The sequence below is a fragment of the Dyadobacter alkalitolerans DSM 23607 genome, from assembly GCF_000428845.1.
GTDB lineage: Bacteria > Bacteroidota > Bacteroidia > Cytophagales > Spirosomataceae > Dyadobacter > Dyadobacter alkalitolerans.
In genome coordinates, this window is the sequence record NZ_AUAS01000005.1 from 189,269 (window position 1) to 210,847 (window position 21,579).

At 46.5% G+C, this 21,579-nt stretch carries 17 protein-coding genes; 6 read left to right on the forward strand and 11 right to left on the reverse strand.

Annotated features, from left to right (window positions below):
• Nucleotides 1-1,380, reverse strand: a complete 1,380-nt coding sequence (locus tag G395_RS29290) for a Gfo/Idh/MocA family protein (protein WP_035361146.1) — start codon at nucleotides 1,378-1,380, stop codon at nucleotides 1-3.
• A gap of 92 nt (nucleotides 1,381-1,472) precedes the next feature.
• On the opposite strand from G395_RS29290, the gene G395_RS0111915 reads away from it, so the two are divergent.
• Nucleotides 1,473-1,955, forward strand: coding sequence for a DinB family protein (locus G395_RS0111915; protein ID WP_026630242.1), 483 nt, complete (start codon nucleotides 1,473-1,475; stop codon nucleotides 1,953-1,955).
• Between the two features lie 30 nt (nucleotides 1,956-1,985).
• Here G395_RS0111915 and G395_RS0111920 read toward each other — a convergent pair whose 3' ends face one another.
• Nucleotides 1,986-2,621 carry a 3-keto-disaccharide hydrolase gene (locus G395_RS0111920; RefSeq protein WP_026630243.1) on the reverse strand — a complete coding sequence of 212 codons (636 nt, stop codon included), beginning with the start codon at nucleotides 2,619-2,621 and terminating at the stop codon, nucleotides 1,986-1,988.
• A 160-nt stretch (nucleotides 2,622-2,781) separates the two neighbouring features.
• Between G395_RS0111920 and G395_RS31130 the strand changes: the two genes are divergently transcribed.
• A complete protein-coding gene (locus G395_RS31130; RefSeq protein ID WP_051350136.1) occupies nucleotides 2,782-4,839 on the forward strand; it encodes a PAS domain-containing sensor histidine kinase in 2,058 nt (685 codons plus the stop codon).
• 18 nt (nucleotides 4,840-4,857) lie between these two features.
• Here the strand turns inward: G395_RS31130 and G395_RS0111930 are convergent, their stop codons facing one another.
• On the reverse strand, nucleotides 4,858-5,229 hold the full coding sequence (locus G395_RS0111930) for a GNAT family N-acetyltransferase (protein ID WP_374754380.1): 372 nt from the start codon (nucleotides 5,227-5,229) through the stop codon (nucleotides 4,858-4,860).
• Nucleotides 5,230-5,294: 65 nt separating this feature from the next.
• Between G395_RS0111930 and G395_RS0111935 the strand changes: the two genes are divergently transcribed.
• Nucleotides 5,295-6,287 (forward strand): phosphotransferase enzyme family protein, encoded by a 993-nt coding sequence (locus tag G395_RS0111935; RefSeq protein ID WP_026630245.1) that lies wholly within the window; start codon nucleotides 5,295-5,297, stop codon nucleotides 6,285-6,287.
• Between the two features lie 38 nt (nucleotides 6,288-6,325).
• Nucleotides 6,326-6,844, forward strand: coding sequence for a hypothetical protein (locus tag G395_RS0111940; RefSeq protein ID WP_026630246.1), 519 nt, complete (start codon nucleotides 6,326-6,328; stop codon nucleotides 6,842-6,844).
• On the opposite strand, the gene G395_RS0111945 is transcribed toward G395_RS0111940, so the two are convergent.
• From G395_RS0111945 to G395_RS0111975, 7 genes are all read right to left on the reverse strand, one after another.
• Complete coding sequence (locus G395_RS0111945) at nucleotides 6,845-7,759, reverse strand: sugar phosphate isomerase/epimerase family protein (RefSeq protein ID WP_026630247.1); 915 nt, start codon at nucleotides 7,757-7,759, stop codon at nucleotides 6,845-6,847.
• 77 nt (nucleotides 7,760-7,836) lie between these two features.
• Nucleotides 7,837-8,976, reverse strand: coding sequence for a glycoside hydrolase family 5 protein (locus G395_RS0111950; RefSeq protein ID WP_026630248.1), 1,140 nt, complete (start codon nucleotides 8,974-8,976; stop codon nucleotides 7,837-7,839).
• Between the two features lie 84 nt (nucleotides 8,977-9,060).
• Nucleotides 9,061-10,956, reverse strand: a complete 1,896-nt coding sequence (locus tag G395_RS0111955; RefSeq protein ID WP_026630249.1) for a M56 family metallopeptidase — start codon at nucleotides 10,954-10,956, stop codon at nucleotides 9,061-9,063.
• 21 nt (nucleotides 10,957-10,977) lie between these two features.
• Nucleotides 10,978-11,343, reverse strand: a complete 366-nt coding sequence (locus tag G395_RS0111960; RefSeq protein WP_026630250.1) for a BlaI/MecI/CopY family transcriptional regulator — start codon at nucleotides 11,341-11,343, stop codon at nucleotides 10,978-10,980.
• A gap of 138 nt (nucleotides 11,344-11,481) precedes the next feature.
• The gene (locus G395_RS0111965) at nucleotides 11,482-12,480 is read right to left on the reverse strand and encodes a sugar phosphate isomerase/epimerase family protein (protein ID WP_026630251.1); all 999 of its coding nucleotides are present in this window, start codon (nucleotides 12,478-12,480) and stop codon (nucleotides 11,482-11,484) included.
• A gap of 27 nt (nucleotides 12,481-12,507) precedes the next feature.
• Nucleotides 12,508-13,632, reverse strand: a complete 1,125-nt coding sequence (locus G395_RS0111970; protein ID WP_026630252.1) for a redoxin domain-containing protein — start codon at nucleotides 13,630-13,632, stop codon at nucleotides 12,508-12,510.
• A gap of 78 nt (nucleotides 13,633-13,710) precedes the next feature.
• Nucleotides 13,711-17,553 (reverse strand): PVC-type heme-binding CxxCH protein, encoded by a 3,843-nt coding sequence (locus G395_RS0111975; RefSeq protein WP_026630253.1) that lies wholly within the window; start codon nucleotides 17,551-17,553, stop codon nucleotides 13,711-13,713.
• Nucleotides 17,554-17,678: 125 nt separating this feature from the next.
• On the opposite strand from G395_RS0111975, the gene G395_RS0111980 reads away from it, so the two are divergent.
• Nucleotides 17,679-18,584: a hypothetical protein gene (locus tag G395_RS0111980; protein WP_026630254.1), complete on the forward strand. Its 906-nt coding sequence runs from the start codon at nucleotides 17,679-17,681 to the stop codon at nucleotides 18,582-18,584.
• An 89-nt stretch (nucleotides 18,585-18,673) separates the two neighbouring features.
• Here the strand turns inward: G395_RS0111980 and G395_RS0111985 are convergent, their stop codons facing one another.
• Nucleotides 18,674-18,931 (reverse strand): hypothetical protein, encoded by a 258-nt coding sequence (locus tag G395_RS0111985; protein ID WP_026630255.1) that lies wholly within the window; start codon nucleotides 18,929-18,931, stop codon nucleotides 18,674-18,676.
• Between the two features lie 494 nt (nucleotides 18,932-19,425).
• Here G395_RS0111985 and G395_RS0111990 point away from each other — a divergent pair, with 494 nt between their 5' ends.
• A complete protein-coding gene (locus G395_RS0111990; protein WP_026630256.1) occupies nucleotides 19,426-21,564 on the forward strand; it encodes a type IA DNA topoisomerase in 2,139 nt (712 codons plus the stop codon).
• Nucleotides 21,565-21,579: the final 15 nt, after the last annotated feature.

The following is a 21,579-nucleotide window of genomic DNA, read 5'->3' on the forward strand; positions in this document are numbered from 1 at the left end:
CTATTTCTTTTTAACCTTCATCGCAACAGGGTCCCAGTTGATGATTTTTTTGGAAAAATAACTTTCATTACAAGCCAAAACCGGCGCTGCCGCGCGGAAACCGAAAATCGGGTCCTCGATTGTCCCTACGCTTCCTTTTTTAATGTTGTCAAAAAAATCGGCGAAATGGTTGGCATGCGCATCGTCCTCTTTCGGGGCTGTGAACTTTACTTCCTTCACCGGATCGGCCTTGCGGGTGTCTTCGGGATATTGAGCATCATATTGTTTTTTAAAAGCCTGCTGCTCGCTTTCCGAGAATGTGTTATAACTGTCGTATCCCCCGAAACCAGGCGCTTTTGGCAGTTTTTTCTTCGTCAGGACCAAATTGTTTTCTGTAAATTCTATCTGCCCTTCGGTTCCGATGATACGCGTGTTGTTCGCAATGGCACCTGCATTGGCAAAGTTCACGCGCAGCACCATTTGGAAATTAGCGTGAATGTCTGTTTTTGGGTAATCCAAAATAGAAACCAGCACATCCGGCACGTCACGGCCATCTTTCCAGTAACTCAGCTCGCCTGACGACATAATGCGTTCGGGCCCCAGGGAGTTGGTAACAAAATGCACGCCAGTGATCAAATGCACAAACAAATCCCCTCCTACGCCTGTCCCGTAATCCCGATAGTTTCTCCATCTGAAAAAGCGCTTGGCCTCAAACGGAACTTTGGGCGCATCACCCAGGAATTGGTCCCAATCCAATGTGGTCTGCGACGCATCCGTCGGAATCGAATAATTCCAAGCTCCTATGGAATTGAAACGGTCATTGTTAGACTCTACATAATTAATCTCCCCGATTTCGCCTGCCTGGAAAAGCCTTTTAGCTTCCTTAAATGAAGCAGAGCTAATGCGCTGGCTGCCGATCTGCATGGTTTTGCCTGATTTTTTCCAGGCGTCAATCACAGAAAGGCCTTCGTTAATGTGGTGCACCATTGGTTTTTCACAATAAACATGCTTCCCCGCCTGCAATGACGCTTTGGTAATGTGGTCGTGCCAATGGTCAGGCGTTACAATCAGGACGGCGTCAATGTCTTTTCTTTCGAGGATCTGACGATGGTCACGTGTTGTAAAGATATCTTTTCCGAAAACCTCTTTTACGCGGGTCAGTCTGCCGTCGTACAGGTCTGCCGCAGCAACAAACTCCGCATCGGGTGCGCCTCTCAATGCAGCTTTCGTATCCTGATGGCCCTGGATTCCCATCCCGATCGTCGCAAAACGGATCTTGTCATTGGGGCTGATCTTTTTGAGGTCTTTGATAATGTTGAAAGGCTTGGCAATGCTTTCAGTAGCTAACAAAGCGGAGGCCGCCGTTACGTTCATGAGAAATTTCCGTCGGGTAGGATTCATATTAAATATGACTAAAATGTTACATTGTGATGATTCCACTAAAATAAGGAATAAATGTTTGTCGAACCACAACGATCTTCTATTTACAATTTATGGACAACTCCCAACGAAAAAAACTTGTAGATGAGCTTATCGGCCTCATTGAAAAAGGAAACGCACACGTCAGTTTTAAGGATTCGGTTGCCGGGCTACCGCCGGAATTACGCACCGTTATCCCGGAAAATCTCCCATACAGCATTTGGCAATTGGTTGAACACATCAGGATTGCGCAGCAGGACATTGTCGATTTTTCCGCTTCTGCCGACAGTCCTTCGCTTGCCTGGCCGGACGATTACTGGGTGGAACCAACCGAAAAAATCAGCGATGAGGAATGGAATAATTCGTTGAAGCAAATTGAGGAAGATCAGCAGCGTTTTCAAGCGCTGCTGGAAGACGAAAAAAACGATCTTTTTACGCCACTGCCCTGGGGAACCGGACAAAGCCTGCTACGCGAAGCCATGCTTATTGCCGATCACAATGCCTATCACACAGCCGAAATAGTGGTTGCAAGACGATTATTGAAAAGCTGGAAATAACACCAAAGCCACGTCCCTAGCGGCGTGGCTTTATAATTCTTCTATAAAAATATCTTTGTAATAAACCTTTGCTTTTCCGCCCCCGTGGATCTGTAACCCGATGAGCCCCTGCTGAGGAATGGACTTGTCGGGCTCTGTATAATCCACAGTCTGCTTACCATTGAGCACAATCCTGATCCGGCCGTTTTCACTCCGCACCTGATAATCATTCCAGTCGTTCAGCTTAACCAGGTTGAGCACCTCCGCCGAATCGGGCGCAATAAGGGTTTTGTTCCTGCGGGATTCATCATAAAGGCTCGCCCAAAACTTTTCTCCCAGATCTGCCTGATAACCAATCATTTCATAGGAGGGATCTTTCGATCGCACACTGTGAAACTGAACGCCTGTATTAATGAAGCCGTCATGCCCCGTAAGCTTGAATTTAAGGGTTAGTATAAAGGTCGAATAGTTTTTTTTGGTAACTAAAAATTCATTGTGCGGCACCGTTTCTTCCAGCGAACCACCAGCGATTACGCCGTTCTCTATCTTCCAGGTCTTCACCGTATCACCTTCCCAGCCGCTGAATGTTTTGCCGTCAAAAAGCGAAACTTTCTTCTTCTGCGGCACCATTGCGATAAATGTTGCCAGCATAACTGATAGAAACAGGCATAATGATGTTTTTAACATAATGCAGATATAATGTTGGATCACGGATAAAAGTCTGTCCGCTATAGACTTTACTATATACGGTCCGGCTGCAATCCGAAAATGGGTTATGAACGTAGCTAATGCTTTGTCATTAATATGATTATTTTTACGGATAAAATGTATTCAGGCATCGGGGAAAATGAACACTAAGCCGGACTTAAATCACAATAAATTAATGGGGGATCTGTCGGAAGAATTGCAGTCCGAAGTGGCAAGATTGGAAAGTGAAGCCAATTTGCAATTCGCGCTTGGCGCCGCGCAGCTGGGCGTCTGGAATATGAACCCGGATACCGGGGAAGTTTACTTTGATGATAGATGCAGAGAACTATACGGAAATCCCCCCGAAGAGATATTAAATTTCGAGAGTCTGATCCTGCACATTCATTCTGAGGATCGGGAAAAAGTAACCAGTGCCATAAGGAATGCACTCGACCCGGATAAGCGGCTAACTTATGACGTTCGGTACAGAGCGGTTGGCGCCGCAGACAACACATTGCGCTGGCTCCATTGCACGGGTAAAGCGTATTTCACGGCCGAAGGGATACCCTATCGGTTTTCAGGCGTTTCGCGCAATGTCACAGACGAGATATCTAATCGGGAAAAAGTTGCCTGGGCGGACCAGCAGGCTGCTATGACGATTGAAGGCTCCGGTGCCGGATCGTTTTTAGTTACCCTGTCAACCGATGAGATCATTTACTCCCCCACTATGTCACGCATAATTACGGGAAGGGAGGACAGTGCGTATTCACGTGATGTCTTCATCAGACATGTACACCCGGAAGATGCCGATAAGCGGTTGAACGCATATAAGGTTGCGTCGGCAACCGGCCAGTTGCGGTATGAAGCGCGTTTTGTATGGCACGACAACTCCGTACATTGGGTGCGGGTAATCGGACAATATCTTTTTGACAGCACCGGAAAAGCCGTGTCGCTTTCGGGCGTGGTTATGGACATTACGGACCGTATCGAAGCCGAAAATATAATCCGGACCAGCGAAGAACATTTGCGCACATTGATCGAGCAGGCGCCTGTGGCAACTTCCTTATTTGTAGGCAGGGAAATGATCATTGAGCTGCCGAATGAGGCGATGTTAAAGATCTGGGGAAAAGGTAACAGTGTGATCGGCAAGCCATTACACGAAGCGCTTCCAGAACTGCAAAGCCAGCCTTTCCTTAAAATCCTGAGTGAAATTTTTGAAACAGGGATACCATATGCCGCCTTTGGCAGCCGGACTGACCTGGTGATGAATGGCGTCCTGGAAACTTTCTATTTCGACTTCACCTATAAGCCGCTCCGTAATTCGAAAGGTGAAATCTATGCAATCCTTGATATGGCGGTGGATGTCACCGAGCAGGTGAAATCGCGACAGGCTTTGGAGCAAAGCGAAGAGCGTTATCGTCAGCTGGTCAATGAATTGGAACAAAGAGTACAAAAACGGACCGAGGAACTGCATCAGGTTAATCAGGAGCTGTTGAACTCGAATAGCAACTTGCAGCAATTTGCCTATGCGGCAAGTCATGACATGCAGGAGCCGTTGCGTAAAATCCTGTCGTTCAGCTCACGTTTGCAGACTGTTTACGGAAATTCATTCGATGAGAACGGCATTTTTATGCTGAACCGGATCCAGGATGCTTCCAAAAGAATGTCGAGTATGATCGATGATTTGCTGGCATATTCGAGGCTGACCACGCGTGACAGCGCTTTGGAGCCTGTTGACCTGGATAAAATCGTTTCGTCAGTAATAGCGGATCTTGAAATCTCTATTGAAGAACAGAAATCCGACATTAGGATAGGGCCATTACCGACGGTTTGGGGCAATGCCTCGCAGCTGACCCAGCTCGTGCAAAATCTGCTGAGCAATGCGATCAAATACAGGAAGCAGGATGTGCCGTCGGTGATCGAAATTTTGGCCAGGGACGTGGACGCGGCCGAACTTGCAGCGTTGCCGCGCTTGTTTTCAGAGCATCATTACATCCGTTTCGAAGTCCGCGATAACGGAATCGGCTTTGATGAAAAATATCTGGACCGGATTTTCCAAATGTTCCAGCGCTTGCACGGGCGGGGTGAATTTTCCGGCTCGGGAATTGGGCTTGCATTATGTAAAAAAGTTGTCCAAAACCATCACGGCTACATTACGGCCAGAAGCGAACCGGAAGTGGGATCCACTTTCATCGTCTACCTGCCTGTTCCAAACTAAAGACACAAACGTCCCGGCTTATTTCCGCCAGACGTCCTGGAACTCGTCGGGATGTTTTTTGAACTGGACATGCACATATTCACACAACGGAACGACTTGCAGATTTTGTTTGCGCGCATAACCGACCATTTCATCCAGCATTAACTTCGCATAGCCTTTTCCGGACATGTTCTCGTCAACTTCCGTGTGGTAAACCGTTACCGCGGTGTCGCTTACGCCAATCACCATTTCCCCTATCTGCTTGCCCTCTTCCTCGATGTAAAACGCGCCTCTCTTGCGTTCATCGAGCTTCAATTTTACTTCAATCATATTTTTGTCTGATAAACCAAAAAATCCAGGATAACAACCGGTAAATAATTGTTCCCGCCGTTCGCCGACAAATTGAACCATATTCAAGTAAAAACCAAATAAGTTGTCATGATTCTATAATTTCGCCCCCTCAATTTTATCATGTTATGGCGCACTTTCCGGTTACGAGTTCCAACCCTTCTACACAACACTTAGGACAATTTATACAAGCTAGATATTTCCCGGATAAGGCGGTGACATGCAAATTGCTGAAAGCCGGCATCAGCCACACGTATCTTGTGAATGCTTCGGGCATCAAATACATTTTCCGGGTGTACGCACTAGGATGGCGGAGCGAGAAAGAGATCAATGAAGAGATTCGTCTTCTTTTGTATTTATACAAAAACAGCATTCCGGTTTCCTATCCGATCGCCAGTGAAACCACCGGCTATATCCAGACAATCAATGCGCCCGAAGGGGACAGGTATGCAGTAATGTTCTCTTATGCAGAAGGTAAAAAGCAACTCAACTTCTCGCTGGAAACGCATTTCCAGATCGGGGCATTAATGGCGCAAATGCACGTGCTATCCCAGGGTTTTAACCTCGATCGTGTCACTTACACAAGCGAAACCATACTCGTCGATCCGCTTGAACATATCAGCGAATTCCTGGCATCAGATACGGAAGAAATGGCTTTTATGCGATCTGCACAACATATTTTAATGCAGGAGTTTGCCAATGTCGATGAAAGCCAGTTGCGAAAAGGCGCTGTTCATCTGGATATCTGGTTTGACAATCTCAACATTGATTCAAATAATAGGGTTACGATTTTTGATTTCGACTTTTGCGGGAATGGCTGGCTGTGCCTCGATCTGGCTTATTACATTTTGCAAGTGCATAGTGTCGAAAAAGATGAGCAGGAATGCAGGAGTAAGGTTAACAGGTTTCTCGAAGGCTACGAATCGGTTGCGAGCATTTCCGGTGAGGAAAAGAGGATAATTCCAATGTTGGGCGTAAGTCTGTATTTCTTTTACCTGGGCGTTCAATCGCAGCGCTTTGATAATTTTTCCAATGTCTTTTTCAATGAAGTTTACCTGACCAGGTTCATTAATATCCTCGTCAAAAAATATTTCGAAACAGCGAAAACCATGCAGCTCTGATGTTAATTCCTTTTAAAACACACTAAACAAACACCGCTATGTTATTCAAGATCCTTTTTCCCGCCCTGTTTTTGACGGGCGTCTATTTTCTGTTCAGGAGCATTAGCAGGATTGCACAAGTTTATGCAGGCCCGAAAACTGAATTTCCGGCAAAAACGGGATCGAATAAAATTAAAATAGATCAGGCTGGTGATTATGAGATCGCCTATAAGCGGCCGTCACTCACGGGCGTCATTCCTACAAACTGCTCATTTACATTGATTGAGGATGTCGGCCAGCAGGAATTACAAGTTACCAATGCCGTCAATATGCTCGGAATGCGCAAAGACATGTCGGGAAACCGTGTTGTGCCGATTGCAGGATTTAACGTCGCTGACCCAGGCGACTACACATTGCGTACAGTTGAATCCGTCAGTTTTAAGGAAGGCGATAAATTGCTTATAACAGCCAGAACAGGCTCGAAAGGATTTCTAGCCATATTTGCAATCATTCTTTCGGGGATTGCGACCATTGCCGGGCTGGTCCTCAGCATTTTAGCCTGGACCAACAGGCTGTGATTACACGCCTTCTGTCACTTTCTTCATCTTAGCAAGGCCCGTTTTCGCTACAAGCAATGCATCCTGTGCATAATACTCCTTATTGAAGACTTCAAAGGAAAGAATAACAGGACGATCGGGATTTTTCAGTGATTTCAAAAGGTCTTTCAACGGAGCAACGCCATCACCGGCATAGACGCGGTCGGCATCGGTAATCGATTCACGTGGAGGTGTTGCCGGGTAATCGTTAATGTGAAATATCTCTACCAAAGGTTTGCCAACATCTTTCACGGCATCCATACCCGAGCCGCCTTTATGCAAATGGTAAACGTCCATCAGCAAGCGCGCCGACGGATGCCCCGACTCCACTGCCACATATAGGATCTCTCCTACCCGGCTAAGATTTTTGGAAAAACCCCATAGTTCAAGGTGCGGCACGACGCCCGTTTTATCCCCTAATTCAAGAATGGTCCGGTAACGCTCTGCCACCTTTGCCAGGTCCAGCGAATCGCCGGTGGTTGCACCCATAGGCGGTGCCGCAATGCGCGGACAGCCGATTTGTGCAAGCTGGTCCATCTCTACTTTGAGCTGCTCAATCGCCTTGGAACGCGCCGATTCGTCTTCCACGATCCAGGTTGCGAAGCCGATGGCATCTTCCACTTTAATGCCCAGATCATTGATGATCTTTTTGGCATCCTGCAATGTTCCACCCGTTTTCAGGTAGTCCTGCAATGTATTAATCCAAATTTCAACAGACCCGAACCCTGCTTTTGCAGCCACTTCGAGTTCCTTCCTGAAACCAAGCTTATGCCCACGCAAAGTGCTCATATTCAAAGAATAAATAAAAGGCTGTTCTTTGCTTTTAGCGGCTTCGGCAGGCAAAATTCCTGCACCTGAAAGGGCGAGAATAGAAGATAGAGCGGTTCTGCGGTTCATGAAGAATTGACTGAAATTAACGTATGATTTACACGAAAAGCCAAAACGGACGTTTTTTTACCGATTCAGGATATAATTTAGTATTTCATCATTAAGGTCAGCAATTTCCTGTCGAGCTTGTGGCCGTGCCAGTCTTCGTAGGCTACATCGTCGCGGCGGGAATCCAGCACGCCGAAATCGCCCATAAATTCCCATAAGGAGAAACCGATTCCGTTGGACGTTAGAATGTCGAGCACATCGCCAAACCAGGCCAGGAAAACGGCGTGGGGCGTTTTGTTCCAGCAGCCACATTCGCCGCAATGCACGCCTACTCCCTTCCCCACCATATCAATCCAGGGTTTGTAAAAGCTTTCGAGCATGGCTCGGCTCAGATACTTGTCACCCACCTGTCCCGGCCATTTCGGTTCGGGAAGATTATCCGGATCTTTGTTCGCCCAGGGCGCTTTGTAATGTGAGATAATGCCCGGGTGATAACCGCGGCAACTTTGTGCAATGTCCAAATCTGCAATCTCGGGGATAACCGAGCTGCCCACGTCGTTGCCATCAGCTATGATCAAATGCATGGAATTTTCCTTTCTGATCGCTTCGGACGCCGCAATGGCAAGTTTCCGGTAAACCGCGCCAGGCACAGAAGATCTTTTAGAATGCTGATCATTCATATCCTCGCGCATGCTAGGCTCATTTAGGAGATCGAAGCTTATTTTTTTGTTGGAAACATTCTTATAACGCTTCGCCCACATGTTCCAGTGAAAGCAAAAGGCGTCCAACGCTTTCTGATCCGTCCACAAATTATAAGGCTCATGAAAACCTGCGTTAACACAGTAACCCGGCGCTCTATGCAGGTTCAGACTGACGTGAATGTTGTATTTATGTGCCGTTGTAACGAGCTTATCGATGCGTTCGACCGCCTGTTCGTCAATCTGATAAACTTCTTCGGGCGTAATGTTCCGGCTGCGGTCAAATTTCACATATGCAGGATAAGCCATCGGGATCCTGACAAAATCAAAACCCCAATCGCTCATCCATTTGAACTGTTCTTCGGTAGTTGGTTTCCTGCTTGAAGCAGGATCAGGAGAAAAAAAGTCGAGCAAATTAAAGCCCTTCCATTTCGGGAGCTTGTTCTTCACATTCTGACTTTTGAATGAAAAGCCTGTTGAAATGGCTGCGCCTGCTGCGGCGGCTACCCCTGTATTTTTGATAAAAGTCCTGCGATGCATGTCCCAACATGTTCGTTTGATACTTTTATAAAATACAAATGGCGTAACGTTATACTTGTATTTGCAGGCGATTAACGCTCAATCCTACTTTTTATAATGGATTCCAGTAGACGAGCCGGACTTGCCACCATAATTGTAAAGCATTTCAAAATTTTTGTCCTTCATATATTTCTCTCTCAATTTCTGGTGCAGTGCTTCCGGTTGTTTCTCGCCGTTTACAACCAACTCGTTCTCATTGAATTTATAGGAAAGGTCAACTTTGCTTTTGATAACACCTGCATCTTTCAGGTCATCGATAATGTTGTCCTGCATGCCTTCAAATCTTTCCCGGTCAACGTTTGCCCTGGCCGCATGTGCCTCAGCAACTTTTCGGTTTTCCTCTGCTTGTTTTCTTTGTTCGTCCGCCTGTAAGCGCTGCTTATCAGCCAGCACCCGCATTTCGTCTGCCTGCCTGCGCTGCGCATCCGCTGCTGCCCGATGCTGATCAGCAGTCGCCCGGTGCTTATCTGCTTCTTTTCTTTGGGCCTCGGCTTTTTTATGCTCTTCTGTTATCTTATCCAGCACCTGGTTAATCTCGGACTGATACTTAGGAAAGTCCTCCTTTGGAATTTCATTTCCATCGATCATTAACGTTGTGATTTTGTCTTTGATCTTCACCATTTCATAATGCTTCCCATTTACAGTAATGCTGTAAGTGCTTATACCATTGCTTTTAATGTTAATATTTGAATTGGAATCGACATTATAGTTGAGTGAGATATTTTCGGTCACTTCAACTTCTTCTTCCGCGTTCGCCGGTTTCGGTTCTATTTTCTTTTTAGGTAAAGTGTCCTGATTCATGACTACAACCGGCAGCGGCTCAACGGCAGCAAGAGGCGCAGGCATGGAGCTTGCGGTTACTTTTTTAACCTGCACAGGAGCAGACTTTGGTGCGTCCTGCGAAACAGCAGCTGACAAAGCGGCAACGGTGAGCAAACTGATTGTTACAAATAATTTTTCCATGGCGTTTAATGGTTTATTGTTGTTATAAATAATTCGTTTGATCCTGTCCAGTAAGTGATTACGCTTTTTGGAAAAAGCCATTTCAAATGCTGATCCATTTAAATTATACTCCTGAAAGGAAACCAGCGCGTGGACAAATGAAGTCTTGTTTTCCATCACAGATATCGCCAGATCGTCGCAGCAATGTTCCCTTTCCTCCCGGATCAATCGCAATAACCATAGCAATGCGGGATTGAAGAAGAATACATTTTCACAAAAAATCTGGATCAAATTCACGAGGTAATCGCGCCTTTTAATGTGAGCCAGTTCATGCAAAATAATGGCCTCGATCTGCGCTTCCGGCAGGTTCGCAAATATTCCAAACGGGATGATAACCACAGGTTTGATAAATCCGATGACCATCGGAACGAGCACGTTTTCAGACTCCACAACCTGAATAAGCTGCCTAACTTTCAGCTTGTTAAGTAACATATCAAATCGTGGCTGCCAGCTTTCCCGAAGCGGGTGCACATTCCGTTTCTTGATGTTTTGAACATATAAAAATCCGGCGGTAGCTTGCAAGGATTTGAATGCGAATATAATAAACCAGACAGCCGCGATCAGCTGCGCATTTCTGTTGCAAAAATCCAGTAAATAGCCAATCCACACATTTTGATCACCGGCGGAAACGGCATTGCTGCCGTCAAATATAACCGAGACTGCTGTTTGATTTGTTGCTGTTAATGAGCCCATTACTGCCGTTTTGCTAACCCCCTTTGCCGACATTAACAACTGAAAGAAAGTGTAGGAAGATGCAATCACAAAGGTCAAAAGCAATGTCGCCAGCAAGTTATATCGCAGCGCCGGTTTCGCTTTTCTGGTCAATATCAGAATGATTCCGGCCAGCACGGCGGCAATGAGGCCCTGCCAGAGTGAATGGATCAACGTCAGACTCAGTGCCTGAACCAATTTTTGAAAATACAATTCATTGAAATTCATGGCCAGGGGGTGTTTATGTGTTTACTTATCCAGCTTTTTCAAAAAATCCTTGATCTCATTCAGTTCCTCCTGTGAGGTGTTTTTATTGCCAAAAAGCTGCATAACCAGGTTCGAGGCCGAGCCTTTGTACATCGAATCCACAAACTTTTCAAGCAATGCATTTTTTGTTTTATCCTCTGCTTCCGCGGGACTATATACGTGCTTCATACTGCTTTCATCCCGGATCACGATGCCCTTTTCGGTCATGATCTGCATGAGCTTCAAAGTGGAAGAATACTGCACAGCCCGCTTTTCTTCGTTCAGTTTGTCATTCACAAACCTCACTGTTGAAGGGCCATGCTCCCATAGCACTTGTAATATTTCCAATTCCGATTTTGTAGGCTCCATCATTCTGTTCTCTAGTCAACAATTCAAATGTAGGAAATATTTCGTACGAAAAAATATTTAGGTAAATTTTTTCTTAAAAAATGAAAAAACCGTCACGGAACGAATCCCGTGACGGTAAGAAAGTGGGTCACTTTTTTCTCAGGCGCCCAATGCTTTTCTGGCATACTCCACGCACTTGGCAGTTTCTTTCACTGCGTCGGAACCGGCCGGGATCTCATATTCCAGCTCGATCGTTGCGGGAAACTTATATTTCCTGGCGCGCATGAGTTCCAAAGCGGCCGTAATAGGTGTATCTCCTTGCCCCCACACTACATTGGCACCGCCGTTCTCCTTGTTTTTCCGGTCTTTCACGTGCATGCTTACAATGTGGTCATGTTTGGTTTCGATTAATGGAATCGGGTCAAAACCTGCGGCTACATAATGTCCCATATCAAAGTTCATGGCATTGTATTTCGATTGGTTTAATGCAGTGTCCCACCAGGTTGGCGTCTGCTGGGTATGACCATGATAACCTACGTATACTTTGTTTTTTGCCGCAATGTCTCCCAGCCTTTTTGTTTGTGCGGGATCATTGGGCTGTTCAATGGTAGCCTGGTTTGCACCGAGTGCTTTGGCAGCGCGGAGTGCATAATCCACTTCCTGATCCGTATTTTTTTCGCCCAGTGCCGAAGGTTTGAATGCATAAATGCTCACACCGGCATCATTATACATCTTCCGGAGCTGAACAAATTTATCCATAGGGACCTTTGCACGCCACTCCGCCATTTTAACCTGATGCTCGGCCTGCGCGGCTTTCTGATCGTCGGTCAGCTCCGGACGCTTGCCACCTGTCCATGGCGGCATTTTGGGTCCTTCGGGTGCGCCTGCGAACAGCTCGCCTGTTGGCCCCATGAGCTCAATAGCGCTCACATTGGCTTCAATACAATATTTGAGAATGTCTTCGGCGGTGCCTGGCATACTGCGCCACGAGTAGGTGATCGCTCCCACCTGTACACCATTGAAAAGGGAATTTGGCTTGCCCAGGTTTTTAATATAAGCCGGAAAGCCAAAGCCTGTGCCTGGCAAAAGGCTTACGCCAGCAGTCACAAGCGCGGATGCGCTCAAAAACTGACGTCTTGAAATTTCGTGTTCTGCCATGATTAATAAAGGTTAATGATCAGGTTGTTAGTAATATCTGCCTACGTATTTATTCTCAACGACTATTTTTTTCATTTTATGTGGGTCAATAGGGCCCTGCTGTGCGTAAACGATCTTCCCTCCCGGCTCCACCAGGATCGTGTAGGGCAATGCGCCCTGCCATTTAGGGTCAATAGCTTCAATCATTTTATACTTATCTTCCATATTAAAAATATAATTCTTATTGGAAGCAAATTTCCCTTGCAGGAACTTCAAGGCCTTTTCCTTCTTATCGGGATTATCGGCGCTGATGGACACAAATTCGAAGTCGCGACCGCGATACATATGGTGCATGGTCATAAAATCAGGAAATTCGGTGACGCAGGGGCCGCACCACGTAGCCCATACATTAATGAGCCGCAGCTTATCCGATTTGTTACTGATCAGTTCTTTTAATCCAACCTCATCAATGGCTTCGAGCGTTACAGGTTCCTTTGCCCAGCCAGCTTTTTCTTTTTGCACACCGTCTTCTTTCGAGATCCATTTCATCGAGCAGCCGAACGTCTTGGTAGACGGCACAGGAACTGGTTTGTTAGCCAGCAATGCTTCAATGGCATTTTTTGCGTCTAAATTTTTCGGCGTTCCCGTCGGCTTTTCAACATCGTCTATGCGACCGTGATATTGCAGCTTTCTGGCTTTGTCAAAAATGAAAATATGCGGGGTAGCCACCGGACCATATGCCAATGCGGTTTTCTGATCGTCGCCGTCATACAGATAAGGAAAGTTATAAGCCATATCCTTGGCACGCACCTTCATTTCGTCATATGTGTCGCTCAAATCCGTGTAACCCAGCTCGTCCAGGCGGATTGCTTTGGGATCGTTGGATGAAATGGCGATCAATGCGAGGCCTTTTGCTTTATTATCAGCCGTTAATTTTTTGATACGATCCTCATAAGCCTGTGCGGTAGGGCAATGATTACAGGTAAAAACAATGGCCAGAACTGGTGAAGCGGCGAAGCTTTTGAGGGAATATTTCTTACCATCCACGCCCATCAGGCTAAAATCCGGAGCCACCGCGCCGATTTTTAAAGTCTCGGGTTGCTCTGCTTTGGTAAACTGAATGCTGGAAACGAGAACAATAAGCGCAAGTAAAATCCTATAATAAATCCGCATAACGATCTCCTGTTTGGTTTGGGTTTTAATTTAAATCAAAAGCAGATCTATTACAATAAATTACTGGTATCGTGCCATTTATTTGGGCAGTTCAACCTGCGCTGTGGTTCTCAGATAAGCTACCAGCTCAGTCACTTCCTTATCCGACAATGCTTCCAGAAGCCCTGAGGGCATCATGGAAACCGGCGTCACCTCGCGCGTCTGAATGTCTGATTTATTGATAGCAACCGCATCCTGCCCAACAATGCGTAATGTCAGCTGCCGGTCCGTTTCCTTGGCAATGTTGCCCACATAAGTACGGCCATCACGCGTGGTAACTACAACCATTTTGTAATCGTCCTGAATTTCTCCACTCGGATCGAGAATGTTACCGAGCAAATAATCGAGATTCGCACGGTTCGAGCCTGTAAGTTCAGGGCCGATAATGCCGCCTTCACCATAGAGCTTATGACACGGCGCACAAGTTCTCTGGAAAATCATGCGTCCCTGGTTGCGACTGGCCGCGGAAACATTCTTGTCGGTTAGCAGAGTTTTGTATTTCTTATAGGCCTTTTCATCAAAAGCTACATGGTCAATCGGCCCCCAAACTTCCACAAAACCGCTTCCTACCACCCTTCTGAGCTGCCGCGCAACGTAAGTAGGAATGTCCTTTTTGGGAATCACATTTTTAGAAATGGCCTGGGTGAGTAACCAGCCTGATTTTGGCCGGGATGCCAATGTCTGAATGGCTTCGGCTTTTTCGGTTGCATTGAATTTCGGATATTGTTCAATCAGCAGCTTGCCTAATGGTTCGCTGTCGTACCCGGCCATAGCACGGATCGCATCAAGCTTCAAGTCCTTATTAATGAGTAAATTAGACAGCTCAGCGAGTAATTCCGGTCTTTGCCGGATTGCCAGTGCCTGTAACGCTTTGCGGCGCTGGTCTGCGGGTGCATTCGCATTTTTAAGTGTTGCCAAAAAGCCCTTTGCCGCCTCCGTATCGCCGAAATGCTGGGATATTTCCACTGCCAGCGTTGCAGCAGGCTCGCTGGATTGTTTTAGGCTGGCAAAAACAGCTTTCCAGTTTGCAGGCGTCTTAATGTCTGTGCGGCCTTCCAGCCCGTCACGCATTCCCTCCATCATAACAACATGGTTCGCAGGCATTTTTCCAATCGCCGCTACCACCGTTTCCACAGCATCCGCATCCACCGCCCGGCGCGCAATGTATTGCGTCACCATTGAAAGTTTGCTTTTCCCGGCCATTTCTAATGCTTTCGCAGGATTGTTTTTAACCAAAGGCTCAATGCCATACCAGATCATTTTCGGAAGATTATGATCTTCGGCGTCAGCTAAATGGGCGATCAGATTTTCTGCAATTCCCCACCGCTGCGCCGGATCCATGCGTTGCAATGCGGACGCGAGATAAAGTCTCACAACAGGAGACGGATCTTCTTTGGCAAGCTTTACAAATTTGGCAACCGCTTCCTGTGAAGGCTTGTTGTTTTCCGTTAAAAATTGAATGGCCCAGGCGCGAACATAGATGTCTTTATCGTCCAATGCTTTCATCAATTGATCAGCATTCAGAGCATTCGTAACCTGCAAAGCCCACATGGCACGGAGTCTGTAATCTGCGTTATTATCTTTTGCATAAATGTTCGCCAGTTTTTCAAGCGCATCCTTGGACAACTTGCCTTTCACAGCCCTGTTTTGCAAAATGATCCTGGCGCGGCGTGCGTGCCATTCGCTTTTGCTGGTTTGCAAATCGGCCAGTTGCATGTCAGACATTTTGCCAAGATCATCATAGCGACCTTTCCAGTTTTCTGCATTGGAAACTTTTGGCATAATCCTGAAAATCCGGCCTGTTTCTGAGTTCAAAACATCCGATCCGCAAATGTCGGCATCGTGCCAGTCGAGGACATACATGCCACCTTCCGGCCCGATTTCCATGCTGAAACCAACCCATTGCGCATTGTTGGCCATCATAAAATCATCGCCGTGCTTCCCGCTGAACCCCGAGCCCTTGGGTGTTAGAATGTCTGATAAGATGCCGTGCTCGTGAATATTGGCCATGAAAATTTTCCCGCGTTCAGACTCCGGGAAAGCATCGGACAAGTAAACCCGTGCGCCGCCATGCGCCGAGCGGTGCGTGTGATCGGCTATGGTTTTGATATCATTATAAACATACGGATTGAAATGTTGTCCGCCCTGCCGGTGGTAAATGCCGCCCGGGATTACGTGCCATAAATGCGGGATCACGCAAGCCGTCATCAGCAACTGGCCTTTTGCATCATAATCAATGCCCCAAGGATTGCTGAAACCATGTGCTACAACCTCAAAAATAGCTTTGGTAGGATGGTAACGCCACACGCCACCATTGATATCGACGCCATCTTCCACCTCAAAATTCTCGGGAAACGGGTCCTTATGCTTGTAAAGCTTGCCTTTATCCTTAGGTTTTCCCACTTTGGAAGGCGTGGCAAAACCCTGCAAACCATATAGCCAGCCGTCGGGACCCCAATGAAAACTGTTCAATGTCTCGTGCCGGTCGCGGATGCCCCAGCCTGTCAGGCGCACTTCAATATTGTCCATATCGGCTTTGTCGTCACCATTTTTATCCGGCACAAAAAGCAGGTTCGGCGGAGCGCCTACAAAAACGCCATCAAAACCTACTGCAATCGCGGATGGAAATGCAATGCCTTCCATGAAAACCTTTCGGCTGTCGGCAACGCCATCTCCATTCGTATCTTCCAGGATCAGAATCCGGCTGTCGCCTGCATTTGAAAAACCTTTTCCCCTCGACTCGTAATCCTTGTTTTCCGCAATCCACATTCGCCCCTTATCGTCCCAGCAGAACGCCATCGGCTGCGTCATCATAGGTTCCGAAGCATAGGCATTTACCTGAAAACCGTCTTTAATTGTCATAGCAGCAACTGCCTCCTGCGCACTCAGGAATTTGGCCTCCCTACCCTCTTTTTGGGCAATCGCCCACAATGCAGCAGTGTTATAAGTGCCATTGTTGCCGATGAATTCGCCGAATGTTTTATTTAATTCCACATCATTCAGCTCGCCGGTGTAAATGACGAGTTCATGCTTGATTGTCTCCGTTTCTCCTTTTTTAATGTGCCAATCGGCCTTTCTTGCCCTCGCCGGACCAGCGCCCAGTTGCTGGTCAACGCGCCAGGTTTGGGGATAACCTTTATTTTCAGGATGATCCAGAATCGCAATGTGTGCGAGGTTATCGCGGCCCGTCACCTGCATGCCGATATCCACCCACATGGCGGCCTGGCCCTCTGCTTTTTCATTTTTTTGCCGCGCAGCATTGATCACCTCGCCCTTAATGCCTTCCTTCCAGGGCATTCTGACGAACAAGCCGCCGTAATCATATTTTCCAATGGTCACATCCGTTTGTGCCTCGCCATTCCATTCGAGATCGAGCAGATATTTGCCGTCTTTGAAACGCATGGACCAGTTCTGGGTTTCGGTCAAAACAGCCTTCCCAGTCGAATCAAGCAGATTATAGACTGTTTGCCATTTGACTTCGGTTCCTTTTGCTTCAACCACTTTTGCCGAAACCCTTTTCCAATAATCGCCGTCTGGATGATGAAAATAGTCGCGGCTGTTCACGCGCGTGTAACCCCAGTAAATGCCAGTTTGATGCTTGTGATGACCCGGGCTGTATTCGGTAAGCACGCCTTTTCCGTCCGGCGCGACAATCGGGTGCAGGTAAGGGCGGAAATTTGCCTTCGCATTCTGGACTAAAATCGGCTTTTTATCTGTTCCATTAAATATACTGATGGTCTCTTCCGCTTCGTTTTGAACGGCAGAAAGGGAATTTTCCGCAACCACATTTTTTTTGATTTCCTTCGCGGGATTTTTTAAATTATATCCGAAATTGAGCAACAGGAAAATGAGGAAAAGCGGGGCTGACCTTATGATTTGCATAGGTTTTACAATCAGGTAATGGTTGGTGAAAGGGCTTGGAATGACAGGAATAAGCACAAAACCTTCTGGAAATACTCTTAAACCTTTCAGGAAGGCTACATTAAAAACTTAGGTTTCGATCTGTCATGGCGTTGATCAAAATGATATGGCTGCTTATATTGATTACCATGATGGACTTTCATGGGATCATTTACCGTGGCGTGAAGCAAAAAAAAGATGCAAGTTACCAGGGCCGGATCACCAACATTAACCCCCTGATCCTGAATAAGGGAAAATTGGCTGGAAGCTGGCGGTTTGCTAAATTCAGAGGCAGTTCGGCCGTTCCGAATAAAGATCGCAGCCTGCTAAAAGTGACCGGCAGCATGGATCAGGTTTTAATGTCCTTTTTCCCCGACAGCACTTTCACCCGTGTTTATCAAGATGGCAAATACGATTTCGGCCAATATTCTTATGACGAAAATGACCAGTCGCTTTTATTGACGGCCAATCGCAAAACGGAGGAGTTGAAAGTGATTATACAAACGTCGCCTTCGGGAAAACAGCGACTTTTGGTAGAGTTCATGCCGGGAAACAGCCTGCCGCTGGCCCAATATGGTGAGCCGATAGATAGATATATGGAAGATCCTTTTTCCGTTCAAAACAATGCCTGGCGTATTAAACCGGACGCGCCGGAAACGAAGGATAAAATTTATGACCGGCTGATCAATTACATTGGCCACAATGCATCCATATTAAGGGCCGCTTACACGCGGGAGCAGGATTACATTTCGTGGGAATTCTCCAAAGGGATTATTAAGGTCTATAATGTAGGCATCGGCATTGTGCCCAAAAACGAAGTGCCGGAAGCGTGGATCGACAGTTTTCATTCGCGCGAGGATGCAATGGAATGCTATGCGTTGTTTGAAAATTACCTGCGCACTGCAAAGCATACCAAACATAATTCGGGCAACTGGGTCAAAGATGATTACCAGATCCTGGCCGACATCCGTCAAGGCTTGCTCAGATGGCAAAAAACCGGCGTCCGCGAATAGGTTAATGCACAAAAAAAGAGGGAGAAATAATCCCCCTCTTTAACTTTCTCTTTCTCCGTAAAGCCTTCTCAAATTAAGGCTGATTTTAATTACTTCGTAGTGCTTTTCAATTGTAGGCCTACGATAGCTGCTTTTTGTGATGCACTGTGATTGTTGGTGTCAATCGAATTTTTTGCTTTCTGTGGTGCCGGACTTTCCAAAACGGGAAGTGAAGCTGGAAGTGCTTTGCTTAGTCCAGAAACTTTTACTTTTTCTTCAACTGTATATGCAGTGGTATTAGCGTTAGCGTAAGTTACGAAAGTCAAGGCCATCAAGGCTGCTGCGAAAATGTTTTTTGTATTTTTCATTGTTAATAGTGTTTACGTTTTTTGTTCTGTTTTTGTCTCTAATTCTTGTACAAATATACTACAATTATCTGAATACAAACGTTCAAGCAGACAATGTGCTTTACGGCATTCGGCGGAAATGATCATAATTTGAAGTTTAAGATCCGCTTATACAGCTTCTTAAAATATAATTATTTAAAGATTAGAATTTGAATAGTAACCTAAAAGCTGCTTTTTTTACTTCACTTAATTCTGTTTGGCTAGGCCAACGGTCAATCTTAGAACAATCCAATTAAAAAGGATAAGATACAATTTGGCAAAGTGATCTTTAATCAGAATAAAATTCGGAGTGTATTTTATCAATAGCCATTTTTGCCAATTTTTTGACCCAAAAAGCTCCCACTGCCAAAAAATATTTTGAAAATAATTTTAAATAGTTTTCACCGATTGATTATCCGGTCAGTTTTTCGGGTGTTTTTATAAACTTTGCGGCTCAATCGAGTAAGTTTGCAGCTATGAAATTGTGTATTGCTGAAAAGCCAAGTGTTGCCAAAGACATTGCGGGAATTATCGGGGCCAATCAGCGCAGGGACGGTTATTATGAGGGGAATGGTTATCAGGTCACCTGGACTTTTGGTCACTTCTGCACATTAAAAGAACCGCACGACTATACAGAACGCTGGAAATCATGGCGTTTGGAAGACCTTCCCATGATCCCATCCAGTTTCGGCATCAAGCTGATCGATAATGCGGGAGCGATGAAGCAATTTGCGGTGATCGAAAGTCTGGTCAGCAAATGCGAGGAAGTGATCAACTGCGGGGATGCGGGCCAGGAAGGTGAGCTCATCCAGCGCTGGGTATTACTGAAAGCCAAATGCACCGTTCCCGTGAAACGCCTCTGGATCTCTTCGCTTACCGAACAAGCGATTCGCGAGGGTTTTGAAAAACTCAAAGACAGCGCACTTTACAACAACTTATATGCAGCAGGCAGCGCACGCGCCATCGGCGACTGGCTGCTGGGCATGAACGCGACACGCCTTTTTACCAAAAAATTCGGTCAGGGAAAGGTCGTCCTGAGCATTGGCCGCGTCCAAACGCCTACGCTCGCATTGATCGTGCAGCGTCAGAAGGAGATCAATGCATTTATCTCGGAAGAATATTGGGAATTAAAAACCATTTACCGCGAAACAGAATTTACGGCAACCATTGACCGGATCAGGAGTGAAGAAAAGGCAAAAAAAGGCCTCGCCTATTTGCTGCTGCACGATTTTGAAATAACATCATTTGAAAAAAAGGAAGGAAAAGAAGGAAATCCAAGGCTCTTCGACCTGACTTCACTACAAGTGGAAGCCAATAAAAAGTTTGGCTATTCCGCCGAGGATACATTAAAGCACATTCAAAATCTCTACGAAAAGAAATTCGTGACTTACCCGCGGGTCGACACAACCTATCTTTCCGAAGATCTGCATCCCAAAGTAGAGGGCATATTGAGGCAGCTCACTTACTATGCGCAACTGACCGCGCCGCTTTTGGAAAAACCAATCCCAAAATCAAAAACGGTTTTTGATGATAAGAAAGTAACGGATCACCACGCCATTATTCCTACCGGCGTTTTGCCCGGTAACATCAGCTCGGAAGAAAAGCGCATTTACGACCTGATCGCCCGCCGGTTTATTGCCGTTTTCTATCCGGAATGTAAGGTTTCAAACACAACGGTGCTGGGAATGGTGGGACAAGTTGAATTCAAAGCAACAGGGAAGCAGATTCTGGAACCGGGCTGGCGGGCTGTTTATGCCAATGATGCCAGCGCGAGAAAAGAGGCAGCGGAAGAGGAAAAGCTGATGCCCAACTTCGAAGTCGGCGAAAGAGGCCCGCACGAGCCGCGCGTGCACCAGGGAAAAACCACGCCGCCCAAAGCTTACACGGAAGCCACATTGCTGAGAGCCATGGAAACGGCCGGGAAGCAGGTGGAGGATGAGGAAATGCGCGAGCTAATGAAAGACAACGGCATCGGAAGGCCGTCCACCCGCGCCAACATTATCGAAACGCTTTTCAAAAGGCGTTATATTGAAAAGAAAAAGAAGAACATTCTGGCCACACAAACGGGCATTGACCTCATTGACACCATTCAGAATGAACTGTTGAAAAGTGCCGAGCTCACCGGAAACTGGGAGCGGAAACTGCGGCTGATTGAAAAGGGCGATTATTCGATGGAAACGTTCAAACAAGAGCTGATCCAGATGGTTGTGGAGCTGACCAATGAAGTGAAGAATAACCGCGGACGTGCCATCAGCATTGCCGAAGAAGTGCCGGTTGTGATCGAGAAAGAGGAAAAAGAAAAGAAGCCCGCCAAACCCCGCGAGCCGAAAGAGCCAAAGGAGGAAATCAACATTGAAGCGCTTACGTGCCCAAAATGCAAAGAGCAATTGCTCAAAAAAGGAAAAACCGCTTACGGCTGTTCCAATTTCAGCGTATGCGGTTTTAAAATTCCGTTTGAGTTTTTAGGTAAAAAACTTACGGACAAACATGTATATGACCTGCTAAGCAAAGGCAAAACCGCCAAGATCAAAGGACTGCAAATCCCCGGCAACCCTGAAACCACCGACGCGAGGCTGGTCATGAATGGCGATTTCAATTTTGAAGTGGCTAGGTGATGCAGCTTTGAAGTG

Coding starts and splice junctions, on each gene's coding strand:
- G395_RS0111970 (WP_026630252.1), bottom strand. CDS start 13,632: ATGCGGATTTATTATAGGATTTTACTTGCGCTTATTGTTCTCGTTTCC.
- G395_RS0111965 (WP_026630251.1), bottom strand. CDS start 12,480: ATGGCAGAACACGAAATTTCAAGACGTCAGTTTTTGAGCGCATCCGCG.
- G395_RS0111920 (WP_026630243.1), bottom strand. CDS start 2,621: ATGTTAAAAACATCATTATGCCTGTTTCTATCAGTTATGCTGGCAACA.
- G395_RS0111975 (WP_026630253.1), bottom strand. CDS start 17,553: ATGCAAATCATAAGGTCAGCCCCGCTTTTCCTCATTTTCCTGTTGCTC.
- G395_RS0111990 (WP_026630256.1), top strand. CDS start 19,426: ATGAAATTGTGTATTGCTGAAAAGCCAAGTGTTGCCAAAGACATTGCG.
- G395_RS29290 (WP_035361146.1), bottom strand. CDS start 1,380: ATGAATCCTACCCGACGGAAATTTCTCATGAACGTAACGGCGGCCTCC.
- G395_RS0111960 (WP_026630250.1), bottom strand. CDS start 11,343: ATGGAGCCTACAAAATCGGAATTGGAAATATTACAAGTGCTATGGGAG.
- G395_RS0111935 (WP_026630245.1), top strand. CDS start 5,295: ATGGCGCACTTTCCGGTTACGAGTTCCAACCCTTCTACACAACACTTA.
- G395_RS0111950 (WP_026630248.1), bottom strand. CDS start 8,976: ATGCATCGCAGGACTTTTATCAAAAATACAGGGGTAGCCGCCGCAGCA.
- G395_RS0111930 (WP_374754380.1), bottom strand. CDS start 5,229: ATGGTTCAATTTGTCGGCGAACGGCGGGAACAATTATTTACCGGTTGT.
- G395_RS31130 (WP_051350136.1), top strand. CDS start 2,782: ATGAACACTAAGCCGGACTTAAATCACAATAAATTAATGGGGGATCTG.
- G395_RS0111940 (WP_026630246.1), top strand. CDS start 6,326: ATGTTATTCAAGATCCTTTTTCCCGCCCTGTTTTTGACGGGCGTCTAT.
- G395_RS0111945 (WP_026630247.1), bottom strand. CDS start 7,759: ATGAACCGCAGAACCGCTCTATCTTCTATTCTCGCCCTTTCAGGTGCA.
- G395_RS0111980 (WP_026630254.1), top strand. CDS start 17,679: ATGGCGTTGATCAAAATGATATGGCTGCTTATATTGATTACCATGATG.
- G395_RS0111985 (WP_026630255.1), bottom strand. CDS start 18,931: ATGAAAAATACAAAAAACATTTTCGCAGCAGCCTTGATGGCCTTGACT.
- G395_RS0111955 (WP_026630249.1), bottom strand. CDS start 10,956: ATGAATTTCAATGAATTGTATTTTCAAAAATTGGTTCAGGCACTGAGT.
- G395_RS0111915 (WP_026630242.1), top strand. CDS start 1,473: ATGGACAACTCCCAACGAAAAAAACTTGTAGATGAGCTTATCGGCCTC.